Source organism: Acinetobacter sp. PFS20 (assembly GCF_052261015.1).
Classification (GTDB): domain Bacteria; phylum Pseudomonadota; class Gammaproteobacteria; order Pseudomonadales; family Moraxellaceae; genus Acinetobacter.
In genome coordinates, this window is the sequence record NZ_JBPVZE010000001.1 from 3,450,291 (window position 1) to 3,469,467 (window position 19,177).

The 19,177-nt window shown below is 39.7% G+C and carries 18 protein-coding genes; 2 read left to right on the top strand and 16 right to left on the bottom strand.

The features are described 5' to 3' along the window. Positions 1 to 141 precede the first annotated feature (141 nt). Positions 142 to 795: a glutathione S-transferase family protein gene (locus ACS125_RS16320; RefSeq protein ID WP_443273342.1), complete on the top strand. Its 654-nt coding sequence runs from the start codon at positions 142 to 144 to the stop codon at positions 793 to 795. Positions 796 to 840: 45 nt separating this feature from the next. Here ACS125_RS16320 and ACS125_RS16325 read toward each other — a convergent pair whose 3' ends face one another. From ACS125_RS16325 to ACS125_RS16360, 8 genes are all read right to left on the bottom strand, one after another. Further along, on the bottom strand, positions 841 to 1,992 hold the full coding sequence (locus ACS125_RS16325) for a sterol desaturase family protein (protein ID WP_443273344.1): 1,152 nt from the start codon (positions 1,990 to 1,992) through the stop codon (positions 841 to 843). Between the two features lie 131 nt (positions 1,993 to 2,123). Next, positions 2,124 to 3,014: a LysR family transcriptional regulator gene (locus tag ACS125_RS16330; protein WP_443273346.1), complete on the bottom strand. Its 891-nt coding sequence runs from the start codon at positions 3,012 to 3,014 to the stop codon at positions 2,124 to 2,126. 89 nt (positions 3,015 to 3,103) lie between these two features. Then, complete coding sequence (locus tag ACS125_RS16335) at positions 3,104 to 4,459, bottom strand: MFS transporter (RefSeq protein ID WP_443273348.1); 1,356 nt, start codon at positions 4,457 to 4,459, stop codon at positions 3,104 to 3,106. Positions 4,460 to 4,501: 42 nt separating this feature from the next. Next, positions 4,502 to 5,779, bottom strand: a complete 1,278-nt coding sequence (gene salA, locus ACS125_RS16340; protein ID WP_443273351.1) for a salicylate 1-monooxygenase — start codon at positions 5,777 to 5,779, stop codon at positions 4,502 to 4,504. Between the two features lie 177 nt (positions 5,780 to 5,956). After that, on the bottom strand, positions 5,957 to 7,330 hold the full coding sequence (locus ACS125_RS16345; protein ID WP_443273353.1) for a PQQ-dependent sugar dehydrogenase: 1,374 nt from the start codon (positions 7,328 to 7,330) through the stop codon (positions 5,957 to 5,959). Between the two features lie 70 nt (positions 7,331 to 7,400). Beyond that, complete coding sequence (locus tag ACS125_RS16350) at positions 7,401 to 7,811, bottom strand: PH domain-containing protein (RefSeq protein ID WP_443273355.1); 411 nt, start codon at positions 7,809 to 7,811, stop codon at positions 7,401 to 7,403. 69 nt (positions 7,812 to 7,880) lie between these two features. Then, positions 7,881 to 9,710 carry a DUF1302 domain-containing protein gene (locus tag ACS125_RS16355; RefSeq protein WP_443274006.1) on the bottom strand — a complete coding sequence of 610 codons (1,830 nt, stop codon included), beginning with the start codon at positions 9,708 to 9,710 and terminating at the stop codon, positions 7,881 to 7,883. Positions 9,711 to 9,810: 100 nt separating this feature from the next. Next, positions 9,811 to 10,416 (bottom strand): RBBP9/YdeN family alpha/beta hydrolase, encoded by a 606-nt coding sequence (locus ACS125_RS16360; protein ID WP_443273357.1) that lies wholly within the window; start codon positions 10,414 to 10,416, stop codon positions 9,811 to 9,813. 290 nt (positions 10,417 to 10,706) lie between these two features. On the opposite strand from ACS125_RS16360, the gene ACS125_RS16365 reads away from it, so the two are divergent. Further along, positions 10,707 to 11,717 carry an AraC family transcriptional regulator gene (locus tag ACS125_RS16365; protein ID WP_443273360.1) on the top strand — a complete coding sequence of 337 codons (1,011 nt, stop codon included), beginning with the start codon at positions 10,707 to 10,709 and terminating at the stop codon, positions 11,715 to 11,717. A gap of 92 nt (positions 11,718 to 11,809) precedes the next feature. On the opposite strand, the gene ACS125_RS16370 is transcribed toward ACS125_RS16365, so the two are convergent. The 8 genes from ACS125_RS16370 to ACS125_RS16405 form a co-directional block, all read right to left on the bottom strand. After that, positions 11,810 to 12,820 carry a YeiH family protein gene (locus tag ACS125_RS16370; RefSeq protein ID WP_443273362.1) on the bottom strand — a complete coding sequence of 337 codons (1,011 nt, stop codon included), beginning with the start codon at positions 12,818 to 12,820 and terminating at the stop codon, positions 11,810 to 11,812. Beyond that, positions 12,813 to 13,121 carry a Rieske (2Fe-2S) protein gene (locus tag ACS125_RS16375; protein WP_081399612.1) on the bottom strand — a complete coding sequence of 103 codons (309 nt, stop codon included), beginning with the start codon at positions 13,119 to 13,121 and terminating at the stop codon, positions 12,813 to 12,815. The genes ACS125_RS16370 and ACS125_RS16375 overlap by 8 nt, the downstream gene beginning before the upstream one ends. A 14-nt stretch (positions 13,122 to 13,135) precedes the next feature. After that, on the bottom strand, positions 13,136 to 13,792 hold the full coding sequence (locus tag ACS125_RS16380) for a DsbA family oxidoreductase (protein WP_443273364.1): 657 nt from the start codon (positions 13,790 to 13,792) through the stop codon (positions 13,136 to 13,138). Next, positions 13,789 to 15,138, bottom strand: a complete 1,350-nt coding sequence (locus ACS125_RS16385) for an MFS transporter (RefSeq protein WP_443273366.1) — start codon at positions 15,136 to 15,138, stop codon at positions 13,789 to 13,791. Before ACS125_RS16385 ends, ACS125_RS16380 begins: the two co-directional genes overlap by 4 nt. Before the next feature lie 118 nt (positions 15,139 to 15,256). Beyond that, positions 15,257 to 16,309, bottom strand: coding sequence for a 3-keto-5-aminohexanoate cleavage protein (locus tag ACS125_RS16390; RefSeq protein ID WP_004643365.1), 1,053 nt, complete (start codon positions 16,307 to 16,309; stop codon positions 15,257 to 15,259). A 59-nt stretch (positions 16,310 to 16,368) separates the two neighbouring features. Continuing rightward, positions 16,369 to 17,217, bottom strand: coding sequence for a TauD/TfdA dioxygenase family protein (locus tag ACS125_RS16395; RefSeq protein WP_443273368.1), 849 nt, complete (start codon positions 17,215 to 17,217; stop codon positions 16,369 to 16,371). A gap of 11 nt (positions 17,218 to 17,228) precedes the next feature. Then, positions 17,229 to 18,215 carry a quinone oxidoreductase family protein gene (locus tag ACS125_RS16400; protein ID WP_443273370.1) on the bottom strand — a complete coding sequence of 329 codons (987 nt, stop codon included), beginning with the start codon at positions 18,213 to 18,215 and terminating at the stop codon, positions 17,229 to 17,231. A gap of 136 nt (positions 18,216 to 18,351) precedes the next feature. Next, positions 18,352 to 19,104, bottom strand: coding sequence for an aspartate/glutamate racemase family protein (locus ACS125_RS16405; protein ID WP_443273372.1), 753 nt, complete (start codon positions 19,102 to 19,104; stop codon positions 18,352 to 18,354). Positions 19,105 to 19,177: the final 73 nt, after the last annotated feature.

Consider the following 19,177-nt stretch of genomic DNA (forward strand, 5'->3'; position numbering starts at 1 on the left):
ATTACTACATTGATGTCTGTTGAAATTCGTTAGACTATTTTTAATATCAAAATTCACTCGTAAGATGAGTTTCGATACAAAACAAATAGAATATTCAAAAGGATTTTTTAGTTATCATCATAAAATATAAGGAAATTTATTATGAATAATTTCATTTTGACAACTTTTGACTGGGTTCCAGAATTACCACGAGGTTTTGTAAGAGATATAAGGATAAGATGGGCATTAGAAGAGGCAAAAATGCCCTATAAAATAAATAGCGTATCTTTTTATGAACGAGGAGATGATCATTTTTCTCACCAACCTTTTGGGCAAGTTCCTTGGTTAACAGATGGTGATATTTCAATTTTTGAAAGTGGCGCTATCCTATTTTATTTGGGTGAACGTAGCGATGTACTTTTACCTACCAATCCAAAACAGCGTAATGAAGTTATAGAATGGTTATTTGCAGCGCTTAATTCAGTAGAAATGGCGAGCCTTCCTTGGGCTTTAATAAAATTTTCTAATGCTCAGACAGATACTCCCACCCACGAACAATTTGATGCCTTTCTTCACTCTCGACTCCAACATATGGAGTCAATTCTTGCTGAGCGAGAATGGCTAACGCAGTCATTTTCTATTGCTGACATTGTTATGGCTGACGTATTACGATTGGTAAATAGATTTGATGGATTAACAGAGTTTCCCCATTGTCTCGCATATGTTCAAAGAGCCACTATACGCCCTTCTTTTCAAAAAGCGTATGCTGACCAAATGGCTCATTTTGCAGCGGCAGATGCCAAGAAGAATGCTTAAACATGTTATTTATCCATTCTACATTTATAAGCTAAAAATGAAGCTTTATTGATCACGCCAAGGTTTCAAAAACCGTTTTACGTACTTTTTAAAAGGCCAAGTAAACTGTTTTATAAAACTATTTGGGATTTTATAGCCCACTGTTCCATATACACTCGCCAAATGTTTAGGCATATAGACGGTTTTAAAAATGACATCATAAAATGGAATAAACGCAGCGTAATTTTTATCAATGGCAGGTTTTTCTGAAGAGTGATGCCAATGGTGGAATTCTGGCGTAGCGATAATCCAGCGCAAATAGGGAAAACGAAAACGCACATTGGAATGAATAAAAATAGCGTGAAACGAAATAAAAACTAAATAAGCAAAAACAGCTGAAGTATGAAAGCCCAACAGGAAAATAGGTAATGTCGCAATAAAGCGAGTTATTAGCACTTCAATGATATGCAGACGAGAAGAAGCTAACCAATCCATATATTCAGTTGAATGATGAATTGCGTGAAAGCGCCATAAGAAATTAACTTCATGCATAGCGCGATGCAACCAATACACTGTAAAGTCGACTACAATTAATAGTTCAATAAATTGCAGCCAAATTGGTTGAGCTTGTACATAAGGCACAATTGGATTATCAGGTAGATGCGTAATCCAATATTGAATTGGCATGACGGTTAAAAAGCTAAATAATTGAATGCCAATATGGCTGACCATGAAATATTTCATATCGGTCACCCACCCTACTCTTAATATTTTTTGTTCAGGATTTTTAGCAAAAAAACCTTCAAGTGGAATAAAAATGAACGCTAAAATAAATAAAGTCAGTACAAAATAATCGATACCTGCATAAAACGGCACACTTGGTAAAACGGGTGCTTCAATTACACCACAGCCCAAAACCGCTGCTACAAGTGAAAAACATAGTCCATAAAAGCCATATCTGTTTTGACGCACAATTGCACTAAATGCACCGAAACCAGAGCTAATAATAATGCCTGTGATCAGCCCATAATAAAAAAGATGATAATGTTTTGCGTAAAGAGGACGGAGTTCTGGAGTCGTTAATACACTGGGAAATAAAAAACACAATGCCCCAAATAAACACAACAAGCTTAAAGACATTGAAATGAAAGCACTGATTTTTCCCAAACCAGCGTTCAGTTCTAAATTTTCAAATTTTGTTCTTAATTGATCTGTCATAATTCATATACAGTTCTTATTGTGTATAACGCGAATGCTATCAAAATTTAATAATAAATTGGAAAGAACTTTAAATTCTCAAATATTCCCCATTCCACTGAAAATGAGATTTAAAATAGCGTTAAGTAGTTTTATAAAACCTCAAATATTTGCCCGACAGATTGAATCAGCCATTTTCTGGCAACAATATCATCACTACGATTAAACCAGTTTAAGCTCACTTTAAAAGAATCCATGGCAAAAGGTAATTCAAACATTTGGACATTACCATGAGCTAAATAATGCCGAGCTGCTCGCGATGGTAAGGTCACCAACATATCTGAGCTCTGCAAAACACCTTGTAAAACGCTAAAATGTGGAACCTCTAAACGAATTCGTCGCTTCAAATCCATTGTTTTTAAATATTGCTCAACTTGGATATGCCCTGTTGATGATTTAATCGCAACATGATCTTCTTGCAAATATTGCTCTAATGTCAGTTGCTGTTGTAGCCTTGGATGGTTAGCTCTAGCAATACATACATATCTTTCTTCAAATAAAGTACGTGTTTCTATTTTAGGCATTATGGTCTGCGTACTATTAAATACGGCCAGATCTAAAAAGCCATCAATAAGCCACTGTTCAACCTTAGACGACAGAATCTCTTCAATCTCAATTTGAATATAGGGCGCTGTTTTCTGCAAAAAGGCCATAAGACTAGGCAATAGGCAAATCTCCCCTGCGTCGGACAGTCCGATTCGGAAAGTTTTATTGGAGTTTTGAGGATGAAATTCCTGTGCTTGAGCAATCGCTGACTCAATATTAAAAATTGCTTGATGAAAAATTGGATAAAGCTCATGTGCAACTTTTGTCGGTTCGACGCCACCTCTGCTTCGGGTAAACAACTCGTCATTTAACTGACGGCGTAAACGGTTCAAATTATAAGTCACAGAAGGCTGGCTCAAATTCAATTTATCAGCAGCTTTACTAATATGACGAGACTCATAAATACAAACAAAAACTTTAATCAAACCTAAATCCATGGTTCTGATCCTTTAAATACTCTAAACAAAGACTTTAACTTCTTTGCTTAGAGTTTAGTTCCTTTTTCAGGAATAAAAATGCTTAATTCTTATGGAGATAGACTTGAATTTAGCATTACACGTTTGGTTCGATTACAAATACTTATGGCAATAACACTTAAGGTTGCCAGCACACAAGGAATGGCTAACGCGATAAAATTATATTCAATAGGTAGGTGCAAACTTAAAAGCCAACCACATAAAATCGGACCTAAAATTGCCCCAATACGACCTACCCCTAAAGCCATACCAATGCCAGTACTGCGAATTGGTGAAGGATAAAACTGAGCCATATAAGCCAGCAATAAAATTTGCCCGCCGATAGATGCCGCTCCTGCAACGGCTATACAGAGATATAAAATGACCATGGGTAAAGCATAGCTCAGCAAGTATAGTGAAATTGCACCCGCTAAGAAGAGTGAACAAATGACCTTGCCTAGGTGAAAACGATCAGCAAAGTATCCTCCACCGATTGCACCCAACATCCCGCCCAAGTTTAGTGCCAATAAAAAGACCAGACTGGTTGATAAATCATATCCGGCCTCGACCATGAGTTTTGGTATCCAGTTACCGAGCGCGTACACCATGAGTAAAGCCATAAATACACTCAGCCAGAAAAACACAGTGACTAAAGCACGATTCTCAGTAAATAGAGCAACCAAAGGTCGAGCCGTAGTTTGTTGATTTTCTTGATGTAATACGATGCTCGTATGATCAGTTATGCTTTGTTGTGGTGCTAATTGTTGAAGTAAGTCACGTACCTCATTCCATTTTTTCTGGCGAACCAGATAATCGATTGATTCGGGTAAAAATTTCCAAATAATAGGTAATGAAATGAGTGGAATGCCCGCCAAAATAAACATGATTTGCCAACCAAACTTAGGAACCAGCCACATGCCTAAAAGCGCTGAGCTCATCCCGCCAATCGCATAGCCGCTAAACATGAGTGATACCAAAGTTGATCGTAATTTCTTTGGGGCAAACTCGGTCATTAAAGCAATAACATTCGGCATTACTCCGCCCAAACCAAGACCAGCAATAAAACGGTAAATGGCAAACTCTTTGGGGCTGTTGGCAAAACCACATAACACCGTAAAACCACTAAAAATAAGGACACACAACATAATTAAACGCTTACGGCTAAAGCCATAAGACTCTAATTTATCGGCTAAGCTACCGAAAATCATGGCACCAAACATCATGCCAAATAATGCAACACTGCCCAGCAATCCAGCAGTCATACTATCTAACTGCCAATGTTGCATAAGCTTAGGCAATGCAACACCATAAATGACTAAGTCATAGCCATCAAAAATAATAATGAGCGCACTCAGCAAGATCACCCGCCAATGTAATGGCGTTAATCTTGCATCATCAATCAATTGATTTGCATTTAGTTTTTCCATAATTGCTTTCCTTAGCAAATTGTGTGTAAAACAAAAATTTATTTAAATGGTTGCCATTCCTAGCTGATGTAATTGTTGCTTTGCTTCTGCAACATCCTGTTCTAGGTCGTGCTGCCATAACCAATCAAACCGATGTTCAAGATGTTCACCAATTTCGGCAAATGTTGGGTACTGAGTCGAATAACACTCATAAATTTCGCCAGATTCACGAGAAGTTTGCTGAACACGACAAGCACGTTTTAAACGGAGCTTTTCATAAATTGAAGACACATCGGTTAACTGATCTGCTTGCAAGTTTTTTGTCGACAATAATGCTGCAAGGATTAATGCATCTTCAAGACCTTGTCCTGCTCCTGCACCTTGATGGGGTAACATCGCATGTGCAGCGTCGCCCATGACAATGACATGACCTGAGGCACTTTGATAAGTCGAAAGCTCTTCAATTTCATGTAAAGCCCAAATGGTAGGCTGTTCAATTAAACCGAGTAATGTTTGGCAGCTTTCACTCCAGTCTGAAAAATCGGAAAGCATTTGAGCTTTATCGACAGGCTTAGTCCACGGTGTATCGGCTGGTAGTACTGTATCTTCACGGTTTGAGCAGAAAGCAACGATATTAATTTGCTCACCTTTACGAATGGGAAACGTTAAAATATGTTTATCTTTACCCAATAACATTTGGGGAATATCTGCTAAATCTGTATCGCCATTTATTTGCTGCAAAGCTTCTTTAAATGAAGCGTAAGAAATAATTCCACGATATGCCCAAGTTCCTGAAAAACGTGGATGAACTAGTGGTAAATGATGAGAAGCTAAAACATATTGGCGCGCCACCGAGCGGATACCATCAGCCCCAATCAAATAATCGCACTCATGCTGACTACCATCATTAAAGTGCAAAATTACCTGATCATCTTGTTCTTCAATCGCCTCTAGGCGTTTAGAAAAATGCACATTTTGCGTAGGCATGTGAGGAATAATGGCATCTAGAAAATCAGCACGATGAACAGATGACTGCCCTACATCTGTCGCAATAGATGCAGATAAATATTCATCGGTATAACCATTGCGCCATTGAAACCAAACATCTTGAAATGGTGGTGATACTTTATCTGCAATTGCGTGATATTCGTTGGCTAAACCTAACAGTTCAATGGCTTTGACCGCATTGGCACCAAAAGAAATCCCTGCCCCAATTTCAGAAAACTGAGGTGCAGATTCAAACATTTGCACATCTAAATGGGCATGTTTACTTAAATTACTTGCTAAAGCCAGACCAGCAATACCACCACCGACCACGGCAATTCGAATATGTGTATTCATGTGTTTGTTCCTTAAACATCATTATCGTTTTCACATATTCATTTTTGAGAAGTTGGCTTATAAAGTCCAATTAGTATTTTTTTTGTTCAATTATTTAAAAATTAAATAATAGCCATTTGGGCGAGCCTCTATAAAGCCTAAAGGCCGCCCGTGCTAATCAATTATTTTTGATAGACTTTATGGTGTGCCTGGCGGGGTTCCAATAGCATGTTTCATTGGAACTTCATAAGTTGTCTCGGCAACCGGTGAAACGCGCCAAATCGTATTACCTACATCATCTGCAACTAATACGGCACCTGAAAAATCAATTGCTACCCCCACAGGACGACCATACGCTTTGCCTTTATCACTCAGGAATCCGGTCAAGATATCTTGTGGTGGACCAGAGGGTTGACCACTTCTGAATGGTACAAAAACGACTTTATAACCACTGTGAGGCTTACGGTTCCAAGAACCATGCTGGCCGATCAATGCGCCTCCTCTAAATTGCGGCATGAGTTCAGCTGTGTAAAATGCAAGACCTAAAGAAGCCGTGTGGTTACCTAGTGCATAGTCGGGTTTAATTGCACGAGCAACCATATCCGGATTTTGTGGTTTTACTCGCACATCTACATGTTGACCATAATAGCTATATGGCCAGCCATAAAAAGCTCCATCTTGGACTGACGTCATATAGTCAGGTACTAGGTCACTCCCAATTTCATCGCGCTCATTAACAACCGTCCAAAGTTTTCCACTTTGCGGTTGCCAAGCCATACCATTAGGATTACGCAGTCCTGTTGCAAATGGGCGTGACTGACCACTTGCGATGTCAAACTCTGTAATTTGTGCACGGCCTTTTTCTTGATCTAGACCATTTTCAGCAACATTACTGTTAGAACCAACGGTAATGTAGAGCTTTGTACCAGCTGGATTAATAATTACATTTTTGGTCCAATGGTGGTTTAAAGGACCACCCGGTAAATCCAACACTTTGGTTCCACTGGCTGTAATTTGAGTTTCACCCTCTTGATAAGGAAAACGCACAAGCGAATCCGTATTGGCGATATATAAGTTATTACCAACCAATGCCATACCAAATGGAGAATTTAAGTTTTGAAGAAATACCGTTTTCTGGTCAGCGACGCCATCTCCATTGGTGTCACGAAGTAAGCTAATACGGTTTACACTTGGATGAGATGAGCCTGCCCGCTTCATCACAAAAGACATAATTTTACCTTTAATGCCTTTGCTATCTTCTGGTTTAGGCGGAGCATCTGTTTCCGCAACCAATACGTCACCATTCGGCAATACATAAAGCCAACGTGGATGCTCAAGTCCTTTGGCAAATGCTTTTACCTTTAAACCTTCTGCGGGTTTTGGCATTACCCCACTCGGCCAGCCTTCTGCTGGCGCTATATTAACAGTGGGAAATAAACTTGATTTAGGTTCAGGTAATTTTGGATCTGGACCATAACTCTCAGTAATCGGATATTGCGAGGATGAAGCGCATCCAGCTAATGTAATTAAAACCGTAGTGCCTAAAACTGGCAGTAAAAAACGTGTCGTCATGGGTTATCTCCATTTATTTTTTGTCGTCATGGAAATAGCGTAATTTATGTTTGCAATTAAACAAGCAACTTTAATGGAGTCTTTTGTTTATGGCTTGCAAAAAACGTTCTTTATCTTTTGGTGAAATCATCACTGAAGTAATTTCTCCATTTTTCATATAATAAATTTTAAGCCGATCTAATGAGAGCGCTGGAGATGAAAGTGGATTATGAGTAGGCTCTATTTGGGTAATATCATTAATATTAATTTTCCATCGGAATACCAAACTCTTAATCATTAAAGTGTCGTTCTCTACCAAATAACAAGTATTAAAGATGGGAAGCCAAATAAGAAAAATGATTAAACTATAAATGATGAGATGTGGAAAATTTGAAGCTAAAGAATAATGATGATTTGCTTCATAAATTTTCATAAGGATATTGGCAGTGATAACAACAAATATTAATAAAAGCCACCAATCTATTTTTGATCTAAATTTCAAAAGTTATCCTCCATGTCTAAATCTCATTTATAACGAGTATTTCTATATATTTTTTATAAAATAATTGAACTAAAAATTAGCTTTAAACGTCAATGATACAAAATCTCGATCATCTATCGTGCTAAATTCATTAGAACCAAAAAAGTTATTATAGGCAATCTCTGTTGTATATTTTTGCTGATAAGTCATAGATAACGCCGCACTTACACTCATTTGCCCTTCTTGAAAGTTTTGACTATATCCATAAACATCATGTCTAAAACTAAGACTTGGCGTAATCACTGTAGAGGGTAAAATATCTTGATAATTTAATGCTCCACGTAATCGGTAGCCAAATGACCATTCATTAAAAAATCCGTTTTTATTGCAAAAGCGTTCATTTAAATTGTCTATTTCTGCATTTGTAAGATGGGCTGTACCATACGGCGTACATTTAAACTCGCCTGTTTCAGGATTATAAGCCCCTGTTGAAAGCTCACTACGGCCAAATGCGCCTGTCCGGCCAAACCGATGATTACCAATATCTGCAATATGATTTAAGGCAAACTCTGTAGACCATGTCATCGAATTTGCTCCCAAAATATTGAATATGCTGTCAGTTGCTCCAACCGAAAATTGTGTTACGGGTAAGCGTACATATCCTTGAATATATTGACCTAATTCAACAGTTTTTCCCGGCGGCGCAAATGGTGTTCCTTCCGATAGCACTTGAGCATAGACAATGTCTGTACCGTTTAGTTGCAAAGGTTGATTAGGTTTGTGGGTTAATTCGCTAAAAATGGTTGTTGTTCCAACTTTCCCAGTCAGACTTAATCCAAACATTTTGATATTTTCAGGATAGATAGAAAAATAACTTGCGGTATTAAAATGTTCGGGTCCTGCTGCTGTTACAGCCGTTCCATCAAAGTTTGCATTACGGCTATGGTAGTTCGCATAGTAAATACCTAACTCAGCATTATTTAAACTTGGTAATGTCTGTTTTAAAGCAATGCCATATTGGCCATTGTCCTTTGCTTTTCTACTTTCTGCACGTGGAATATAAGTACGTAAACGAATTGCGGTATCTGATAATTTATCTCCCCCTCCAGCAATCAGAACTGGACCTGCGTTTTCGGGCACAAAGTCTGAAATCTCAAAGAAAGTTCCGTTACCATCAACAACTGAAGGTCTAAATTTAAATTGATAGAACCCTTCTATTTTCAAATTTTTATTAATGCTTGTGTCGAATGAAAACATTTCGGTTGGAATGATTCTTCCTTTTGCATCACCACCCGGTCGGTTAATTGCGGCAAAATCAAATGCACTCACCGAATTTAAACCGTTTTGAAAAAACTGAGATTTGCCCCAAGTTAAAGTCTGTTTGCCTAATTTTAAATTGATGCTTTTTCCATCGTCCAATTCAAAATCTTTCCATATATAGGCATTCCATAAATCGATACCTTTGAACATTGCGAGCCTTGGCCATGCTGAGTCATTAAAGGTTTTAAAGTCTCCTTGTCCTGTCTCATAGGCATGGTCATACCAGTATTTAGTGCTAATAACTGCACCTTGATGTTTTCCATTTAGCTTAACTTCAGTTATACCTCTGATGATCTGTGAAATTGCATCATATTTACTAAAATTCATTCGCCCATCATCACCATTCACATCAATGCTAGCGCCTTGTTTGCCTATTTTGTTTGCGTCAGGCCGATAAAGTAATGAAACGGATGGATCTTGCGTACTCCAACTTGCACCTAGGCTTAATGTCGTTTTTGTCTCGAACTTCCAGTCTTTATCAATATCAAAATTCGCTGCATTTACTTTAGACATGAATAAAATTAGGCTTAATGAAACACCTATTTTTTGAATATATAAAACGTGATTATTTCTTTGATTTAAATAGACGTAATGACCCATCATATTATCTCCCTATAAATATGATTTTTCTTATTTATTGCTTATTACTTAAAGCCATCCATTGGCTTTAAATGGTTTTCATAAGCAGGTATTTTTTGCCCTAGGCTGGTTGTTCAACCTGATCTAATTGTTGAATAAATTGTTCAGCCAAGGGCCAATAGCCAAAGCCAGATGCAGGGTTTAAATGTCCCACTTCACCTAAATTTACGAGTCGACTACCCCACTTTTCTGCCATTTCACCTACAGCTTCATAACGAGCTAAATGGTCATTGGTGCTTGCAACCAAAATGCTGGGAAAAGGTAGTTCTTGATCTGGTAAAGGACTCCATCCTTCTTGATGAAGTACGGTTGGGCTTGGATAATTTTCTGGCCAGCTTTCGTTTAAGTCAGGGGGAGCCACAAGTAAAGCACCCTGAATTGGTCGTTGGTATTTTGCAGCCCAGTGTAGTGCCATCAGCACGCCTGCGCTGTGTGCAACCAAAATGACTGGGCCTTGTATTTGTTCGAGTTGTGCCTGAATAGCAGCAACTCTATTTTCACAATTGAGTTTGTTGGTTTGCACAGGCGGTACAGAGCGAACTTTTGCTAGCTTTGTTTCTAAGATCGTTTGCCAATGCTCGGGAACATGATCGCGTAACCCCGGAATAATTAAAATTGTTGCTTTGGTTTGTATTTTTTCCATTTCAACGCCTGTGAATTTTGCCATCTAGGATGCATAAGAATTTTTATAAAACTCCATTCACAATAAAGGCTCAGTTCAGTTAATGGTGTACATAAGGCGTCACGGACTTTTCATTTGACGACACATCTTTTTAAAATTTCGTAAATTAATTAAAATAGTTTTTGTAATTACAAGTGAGCCAAAAGAATAGTTTTAAAATTAAGTAGACATCACGATTAGGCTCTTAAATAAAAGCTTTTGTAATGTAGATATTTTAGTTATAACTAGATATGAGCTGTAAGGAATATGGCTGATTAAGAACAGGAGATAATAAAATGGTGCCTCTTGCGCATACCGCCTCTTTAAAAAATTATTTGGCAGTTGCTCAGCAATTAGATCTAAATCCCTACCATTTATTATCACGTGTTGGGCTTAGCCAAACTCAATTGAATGATCTTAAACAACGTATTCCTGTAGATAAAGCCATTACCTTGCTTGAAGACTCAGCCCAAATGAGTAATTGTGATGTATTCGGTTTATATATGGCAGAGCAACGTGAAATCGCGGATTTTGGTGAACTGAGCTTATTATTAAGTTACCAATACACTTTGAGAGAAGCGCTACAAACGATTGTTCGTTATAGAAATTTACTCAATAACTCACTTGAAATATATATCGAAGAAATTGACGATACGGTTGTTATTCGAGAGGAAGTAGTGACAACAACTTGCGGGTATAGTCGCCAAGCGACGGAACTTGCTTTAGGAATCACCCATCGTTTTTGTGCAGCACTCATGATGCAAAAATGGCGGCCATTAAGTGTACACTTCACCCATAACCCGCCTAGTGATTTAACTTTGCATCGGCGGATTTTTGGCTGTGCGCTCGAGTTTGGTAGTGACTTTAATGGCATTGTTTGTACGGCGGCCGAACTTGATACAACAAACCCTCAAGCAAATCTGGCTATGGCCAACCATGCACAGCGTTATTTAGATATTTTGCAGAATAGTAATAAATCGACCATGATTTTTGATATTCGTAAAAGTATTTATCTTCTTTTGCCAATGGGTCGCGCTACGATTGATCAAGTCGCTCAAACACACGGTATTCATGTTCGGACCTTGCAGCGTCGTTTAGAAGAAGCTCAAACGAGTTTTAGTGATTTAATGAATGAAGTACGCAAAGACCTCGTATTTCGTTATTTAAAAAATCTAAATTATTCACTTGCTCAAGTGTCTGATATTTTAGGTTACTCAATGCCGAGTTCTTTTACGCGTTGGTTCATTAGCCAATTTGGTATGTCACCAAATATGTGGCGTAGTCACAATAAAGCTCTGCTCAGTTAATTTCTCTTTATTTGACACCAAATCAAGTCATTTAAAATATAAGGAAGCTGGAGAACGACTTCATAGCTTCCTTAAAAATCTAATTTTTAAAATTAAAACCACAAGTGCATAAGCCCAAGAACTAATACCACTAAAAAGATGCTTTCGCCGATCATTAAAAGAATCGGTTTAATTCCAACAGATGCTAATTCTTTTAGCTGAGTTTTCATCCCTAAAGCACTAATTGCGATAACTAAAAACCAGCGTGATAAGTCATTAATTCCATTTTGAACCATTGTTGGCACCCATCCTGTACTGTTAATACAAGCAAGTAGTAGAAAGCCAACAGCAAACCAAGGCAGCAATGGTGGCCGCTCCCCTGTTGAATCTGCACCTTGCATGCGGGTAATCATGGCCGCACAAACAATTACTGGAAGCAGCATTGCCACACGCATAAGTTTAACTACAGTCGCCGTATCACCCGTTTCAGTAGACATGCTATAACCAGCGCCGACCACTTGCGCCACATCGTGAATCGTTGCACCAAGAAACACACCAGCAGCTTGTGGTGATAACTCTAGCCACTTCGCAATCATCGGATAGACAATCATTGCAAATGTTGAAAGTGCCGACACGACAATTACGGTAAACAAAGTCGCTTTTTCTTTTTGCGGATGATTTGGAAAAGCAGCAGATAATGCCAATGCAGCTGAAGCACCACAGATTGCCGTGGATCCACCAGTGAGCATGCCAAATAGTTTTTGGAAGCCTAAGATTTTAGCGGCAATAACAGAAACGGCGATTGTGACAATAACCAGAGTGACGACTAACGCAACAGGCTGCCAACCTAGTGCGGTGATTTGACCCAAAGTGATACGCATACCGAGTAAGGCAATACCCATCCGCAGCACACTCCGTGCGGTAAATTCGATCCCCGCCTTGCATTTACTTTCAGCCGCTAAAAAATTCACACTCATGCCGAGTAATAGTGCAAATAACATGACTGGCGCACCATAGTGCTCTGATAAAAAACAGGCAGCCGCAGCAACGACCGAACTGACCACAAAGCCTGGTGCTAATTCTCTTGTACGCTGGGAAAAATTTTTCAAAACTAAACTACTCATGGTTTTCCCCACAGCCCATCACAATAAATACCTTGTCCTCGATCACTTCTACGGGATAGGTTGCAACTTTGAGATGAGCAGAATTAACTAAACAGCCATTTGTTAAATCAAAACGTAGACCATGGGCACAACACTGAATCACTCGTCCTTCTAGACGTCCACTAAATAACGATGCCCCCTGATGAGGACAACTGTCATCGATTGCATACAACTGAGTCGCAACGTTAAATAGTGCGAGATTTTTATCTCCAATTTTTAAAAAAGCTCGCTCACCTGAATTCGGTATTTTCTCAAAAGGCACTTCAAATCGATTGCTCATATCAACGCTCCTTGTGCCACCATTGCCTCTTGCATCGCTTGATAAAGTACATCTGCTGATTGCGCGCCCACTAAGGCTAAAGCCCGATCAAAAATAAAATAAGGCACGCCATTACCTCCTGTACTTGCAGAGATAAAATCTTGATGATCTTGAATAAGTAAATCTTTGATAAGCTCAGGTGAGAAACCACAACGTTTCGCGATTTTGTATAAAGTAGTGGTATTTCCGATGTCTAACCCATCATAAAAATATGCAGCAAAGAGTTGTTCTAACAATGCATTGCACTGCTCAGGAGTTCCTATCTTTAAAGCTTTATCAAATAAGCGATGAGCTTTGGCCGTATTTGGCATGCGTTTAATTTGCTCAAAATCGATCTTGAGCCCAACTTTATGTGCAGCTTTATTGACCTGTTCTTGTCTCATACGAACTGCTGTTAAGCTACCTAACCGTTTCAAATAAAACGTTTGAAACGGTACACCTTCAACTGCTAAGTCCGGTATGAGCTGAACACCTCGCCAGTGCACGACAACTTTGACTTTGGGGCGAAGCTGATAAAATCTATTTATAGCGATCAGTAACTGACGTTTTCCGATCAAACACCAAGGACAAATAAAGTCAAAAAATACATCAATATGTAATTGCCGAATCATCATTTGTTATTCATCCCGCATTTTTGTATTTGGTTACCTGTATGATTTTTAAGCTCAGTTATTCCTTGCTGCTCAAAACGCGCGATATCTTTGTGATAATGACGTTTGGCATAAAAAAATACGGCTGCGGCTGCAATACTGACCAATGGCATGAGTTGAAATGCACTGTGTAATCCAATCACATCAGATACTTTGCCAACGACTAAAGGACCAAGCGCTAAACCAAGAAAATTGTTAGCTAAGGTGAGTGTTGCAAATGCAGAGCCATGAACTGAGTTATGTGTGAGATTGGCCACCATGGCACTAGATGGCCCATTAGTTCCAAGGGCAATAAACATTCCGAGGCAGATGAGAAGTAACTGGTTACGTCCCGCAGGCACAGCAAAAGCAATGAATAAAAGAACACAACCGACCAAGCAGTACGTAATCGCTAAACTGACCTTACGATCTGGACAGTTACGGCCCAAATAATCACACAACATGCCACATAGAATGGTGCCTACTGCACTACATAGCAAAATGACCGCTGCCATTACGCCTGCCTTGTCGGTACTCATGCCGTAATAGCGATTGAGATAACTCGGCATCCAGACAATCACCGTGCCACCAACAAATAATTGCAGACCACTACCAATGTAAGTGGCAATGACTGAACGACTTGAATATAAAGTTTTTAAAGGGCTTTTAATGTGCTGGGTTTTGCTACGAATTTTATTGTGAGGTGCTGCGTTTATTCTGTTTTCTTTCACTAAAATTGGATATAGAAAAGCCAAAATGAGACCAAATAAAGCAATACCTCCAAAAGCCCAACGCCAACCGAAGTGCTGTGCGAGTACACCACCTAAAGCCACACCCAAAAACGAGCCAAATACACCACCCGCCATAAAAGCACTGGCGAGTGTTGCACGCATTTCCCTTGGAAAAACAGCCACAACCACCGCGATTCCAACGCTGCCATAAGCAGCTTCACCCACACCAACCATAAAACGAGCAATAAACATTTGCTCATAATTTTCAGCCAGTGCACATCCTAGAGTCGCCAAACTCCATAAAGCTGCCATAATCGCCAAGCTTTTCACTCGTCCAAAACGGTCTGCCATTAAAGACAATGGCAGAGTCAATAAACCCACCATTAACGCGACAATGCCACTGAGCAAACCTAACTGGCTATCGCTGAGCAACCACTCATTTTTAAGTAAAGGAAAGACTGCGTTTAAGACTTGTCGGGACATGTAATCTGAAATGAGTAAACCAAATGTCAAAGCAAAAACAAGCCATGCATAACGACGAGGTATACTGATTGACGTATCAACATCGCTCATCTGATCTGAATACTGATGTGCATTCATACGACCTCCTTGTATTTTTTTATAATTTCTATTTAGCTAGTGCAGCAACGCACTTTTAAAAACAAAGCGAATAAGCTGCACTACAATTGAGGTCTAAATTCCGTTAGACCTTGTCACATTAGTTACGCTGCGGTACACCCTTTTGCCCTGCTTTACGATTGGGTGCCATACCATTTGCGATTAGGGTTTCTTCAATACTGTTGTATTGCACCCCAATACGATAAATTTCACGGGCTTCTTTTCCTGAGGCAATTTCACGGCCTAATTCATGGGCAATCCGAACGGTTTGCTTAATTTGCTCTACAGATGAAAAACGGCGTCCGTGATGATCAATGATCGTGTCTTCATTACCTACACGGGCATGTAAACCCATTGCCATCGACATGGTGTTAAAAGGCAATACATTTTTGAGTAGAGATTCTGATGTCAAAGTACATCCATCAGGTACACGATGAATAAAATTAAAGAAATTAAATGGGTTTGGACCATCAAAACCGCCACCGATTCCAATCCAAGTTAAGTTTAACGGCCCCATGTACAACCCTTTACGTACCATACGTTCTAGGGTTTCAAGCCCATGCATACCCGTTAACTGAAAGTGCGGTTGAATATTGTTTTTACATAAGCGCTTAATATGTTCGGCAACCCATGCAGGTCCTGCTGGCACAGTCATCTCTGCATATGCTGCCTGAGTCGCTGGATGTGCCAATGAAGTCCCTTCTAAATATTCAGGATAGAGCAATTCCATAATATTCATTTGTGTGGTGTTAATTGCCACCGTAACCTGATCGGGCTTTGGTGTAAGTTCAGCCAACATATGTCGGGTGTCATCACTTAGCCATAGAGCCGCTTCACCTTCACTCTCTGGTGCAAATGAAATCGAACCGCCTACCTGAATAATCATGTCAGGCACAGCTTCACGAACACCTGCGATAAGCTCGTTAAATTTTGACAAGCGTTTAGAGCCTTTCCCATCAAGCTCACGGACATGTAAATGCAGCACTGTCGCGCCCGCTTCATAGCACTCAACCGCTTTTTGTATTTGCTCATCCATGGTCACTGGAATATCTTCTGGAAAGTCTTCTGGCATCCATTCGGGGCCATACGGCGCAACCGTGATTACCACTTTTTCCATATTTTCCGGGTGCAATGAGTCGTCAAAGAATTGCATGTGCATCTCCTCATATATTTTTAGAATTTTCAAATAGATAAAATTATTAACCTATAGATTTAATAGGTTGCGTCACCAATAATGCCGGCCCGCTCCATTTTTCGGTGGCAAGGTGGGTAATCCATGACTGCATAATGTTGTGTGCTGCGGTTATCCCAGATGGCAATGCTGTTAGGCTTCCAGCGCCAACGCACTTGAAACTCTGGAATATAAGCTTGAGAAATTAAGTAACGCAGTAGTTCAGCTGCGCCTGGATTGGCATCTTGTCCAAATCTGACGCGCTCTTTGGTGTGATAGTTACTGAAGTGGGTTGTGAACGCGTTGACGTATAAAATTTTCTCGCCTGTTTCAGGATGAGTACGTACTACTGGGTGCTCAGCATCGGGAAACTTTGCTTTTAAGTCCAAGCGTTTTTCAAGTGGCATAGCCGCACCAAAACTCGCTTCTATGCTGTGGTAGGCACGTAAGTCTGCAATCGTATCCTTAATATCATTGGGTAACGACTCATAGGCCATCACCATGTTAGTCCACATGGTATCGCCGCCTACAGGTGGGCATTCAACACAGTGCAACACGCATCCCATCGGTGGAACCTTACGCCAGCTTGCATCACTGTGCCAAGCATTTTCATAACGATCGATGGGACTTTCCGGATGTTTATAAATCTGCACCAAACCCGGATGATCAGGATGGCTGCCTACCGCAGGATGATCTTCGAGTTGTCCAAATTTTTCTGCAAATGCGACATGATCCTGACGGGTTAAATGCTGATCTCGTAAAAACAACACACGGTGTTTAAGTAGTTGTGTGCGAATTTCAGCAAATAATCCATCATCATAAATCGCATCAGCAAGTTTGATGCCACTGAGCTCTGCACCAATATTGCAAGTTAACTGTTCAATTTGCATAAGAAATCCCTTCAAATTACAAAGATTGATGAACCTATTGTTTTACGTGCTTCCAAATCACGATGAGCTTGCACGGCATCCTTTAGCTCATAGCGCTGATTAATTTCAATTTTGATTCGTCCATGTCGAACATGATCAAATAATTCATTTGCCAGTTCTTTCTTCTCGGCAGGATCTGCAATGTAATCTGCCAAAGCCGGACGTGTGACAAACAATGATCCTTTCACGGCGAGTAATACCGGATCAAAAGCAGGGATTGGACCAGACGCTGTTCCTACGCAGACTAATAAACCACGGCGTTTGAGAGAGTCTAATGAACTCATAAAAGTCGCTTGACCGACACTATCGAAAACGACATTTACACCAACGCCGCCTGTTAACTCACGTACACGCTCAGCAACATTTTCATGACTGTAGTTAATGACATAATCACAACCATGAGCTCGTGCTACGACAGCTTTTTCTTCTGAAGATGTGGTCCCAATAACAGTCAAGCCAAGTAATTTGGCCCATTGAGAAACAATCAGCCCGACACCGCCTGCGGCTGCATGTAGTAAAATTGAATCGCCCGCTTTAAAGTCATAAATACGGCGCATCAGATAAGCAGCGGTCAGCCCTCGCATGGTCATGGCTGCCGCTGTTTCACAAGAAATTTCTTCGGGTAATTTAATTAAAGCATTTGCTGGAATTAGACGATGGGTGCTATATGCACCTAACGTATTTAAAAAACCTGTATAAGTAACTCGATCACCGACTTTAAGCTGAGTGACTCCTTCGCCTAAAGCTTCAACGACACCTGAAGCTTCGACGCCCATGCCATTAGGCATTGGAATTTGATAGGTTCCATTACGAAAATATGTATCGGCATAATTTAGGCCGACTGCCACATGACGTAGGCGTACTTCTCCAGCTTTTGGATCTCCTACTTCTACATCTTCATAGCGCATTACTTCTGGCGTTCCTGTTCCATAGAAACGTATAGCTTTCGTCAACGTCATGTCCTATTCCATATTTTGGTTTTTTATTGAGTGCCTATAAAAGCAATAACCAAAATTACAACAGTTAGGATATGGGCAACTTTACATTTGACGACACAAGCTTAACGTTTAATGACAAAGGATATTCCAAATATTGCTAAAGAATACTCCCAGCAATTGCAGCAGACTTATGTAGATTGGCGCTATCAGCGTTTTTATTTTCATTTAAGCTAAAACTGACCGCCTCTTTTGCATGAATGGTCGTAGTATCAAATAAAGGGACCGAGAATTTAAGCTCACCAATCAACATACAAATTTCAGTACAACCCAAGATAACGCCTTGGGCGCCTTCAGCTATGAGTCTTTCTACAATAGCGATGTACTTTTGCTGTGAATCTGGGTTGATCACACCTAAACAAAGTTCTTCATAAATGATGCTATGGACTATCTTTCGGTCAGCTTCATTTGGAATAATTACCTCAATTCCATAATCCTGCAATCGAGCTTTATAAAAATCTTGCTCCATTGTAAAAGCTGTCCCTAACAGTGCAACTTTACCAATGTTTTGACTCAAAATTTCTTTTGCCGTTGCATCAGCAATGTGTAAGAAAGGAACGGTAATTGAATCTTCAATCTGTGCAGCAACTTTATGCATGGTGTTAGTACACACCAAAATACAATCTGCTCCTGCCTTTTCTAAATTTTGTGCTTGCTCAGCTAAATATGCGCCAGCTTCTTGCCATAAACCCTTCGCTTGCAAGGCTGCTATTTCTTCAAAATCGACGCTATTAATGATGACTTTAGCAGAATGCAATTTTCCTAATTTATGATGAACCATTTTATTGATTTGCTGATAATAAAGCGCTGTAGATTCCCAACTCATTCCGCCTAGTAAGCCGATTGTTTTCATTATTGAATCCTTCTATTTATGCAAAACTTATCTATATCTCTTATGGGTAAAGCGCAGCTAGAATAAAATTGCT

What these genes read in the sequence shown, in the direction of transcription:
- ACS125_RS16345 (WP_443273353.1), bottom strand. Translation starts at nt 7,330, where the DNA reads ATGACGACACGTTTTTTACTGCCAGTTTTAGGCACTACGGTTTTAATT.
- ACS125_RS16365 (WP_443273360.1), top strand. Translation starts at nt 10,707, where the DNA reads ATGGTGCCTCTTGCGCATACCGCCTCTTTAAAAAATTATTTGGCAGTT.
- ACS125_RS16370 (WP_443273362.1), bottom strand. Translation starts at nt 12,820, where the DNA reads ATGAGTAGTTTAGTTTTGAAAAATTTTTCCCAGCGTACAAGAGAATTA.
- ACS125_RS16390 (WP_004643365.1), bottom strand. Translation starts at nt 16,309, where the DNA reads ATGCAATTCTTTGACGACTCATTGCACCCGGAAAATATGGAAAAAGTG.
- ACS125_RS16335 (WP_443273348.1), bottom strand. Translation starts at nt 4,459, where the DNA reads ATGGAAAAACTAAATGCAAATCAATTGATTGATGATGCAAGATTAACG.
- ACS125_RS16405 (WP_443273372.1), bottom strand. Translation starts at nt 19,104, where the DNA reads ATGAAAACAATCGGCTTACTAGGCGGAATGAGTTGGGAATCTACAGCG.
- salA (WP_443273351.1), bottom strand. Translation starts at nt 5,779, where the DNA reads ATGAATACACATATTCGAATTGCCGTGGTCGGTGGTGGTATTGCTGGT.
- ACS125_RS16330 (WP_443273346.1), bottom strand. Translation starts at nt 3,014, where the DNA reads ATGGATTTAGGTTTGATTAAAGTTTTTGTTTGTATTTATGAGTCTCGT.
- ACS125_RS16320 (WP_443273342.1), top strand. Translation starts at nt 142, where the DNA reads ATGAATAATTTCATTTTGACAACTTTTGACTGGGTTCCAGAATTACCA.
- ACS125_RS16400 (WP_443273370.1), bottom strand. Translation starts at nt 18,215, where the DNA reads ATGACGTTGACGAAAGCTATACGTTTCTATGGAACAGGAACGCCAGAA.
- ACS125_RS16385 (WP_443273366.1), bottom strand. Translation starts at nt 15,138, where the DNA reads ATGAATGCACATCAGTATTCAGATCAGATGAGCGATGTTGATACGTCA.
- ACS125_RS16325 (WP_443273344.1), bottom strand. Translation starts at nt 1,992, where the DNA reads ATGACAGATCAATTAAGAACAAAATTTGAAAATTTAGAACTGAACGCT.
- ACS125_RS16355 (WP_443274006.1), bottom strand. Translation starts at nt 9,710, where the DNA reads ATGGGTCATTACGTCTATTTAAATCAAAGAAATAATCACGTTTTATAT.
- ACS125_RS16395 (WP_443273368.1), bottom strand. Translation starts at nt 17,217, where the DNA reads ATGCAAATTGAACAGTTAACTTGCAATATTGGTGCAGAGCTCAGTGGC.
- ACS125_RS16380 (WP_443273364.1), bottom strand. Translation starts at nt 13,792, where the DNA reads ATGATGATTCGGCAATTACATATTGATGTATTTTTTGACTTTATTTGT.
- ACS125_RS16360 (WP_443273357.1), bottom strand. Translation starts at nt 10,416, where the DNA reads ATGGCAAAATTCACAGGCGTTGAAATGGAAAAAATACAAACCAAAGCA.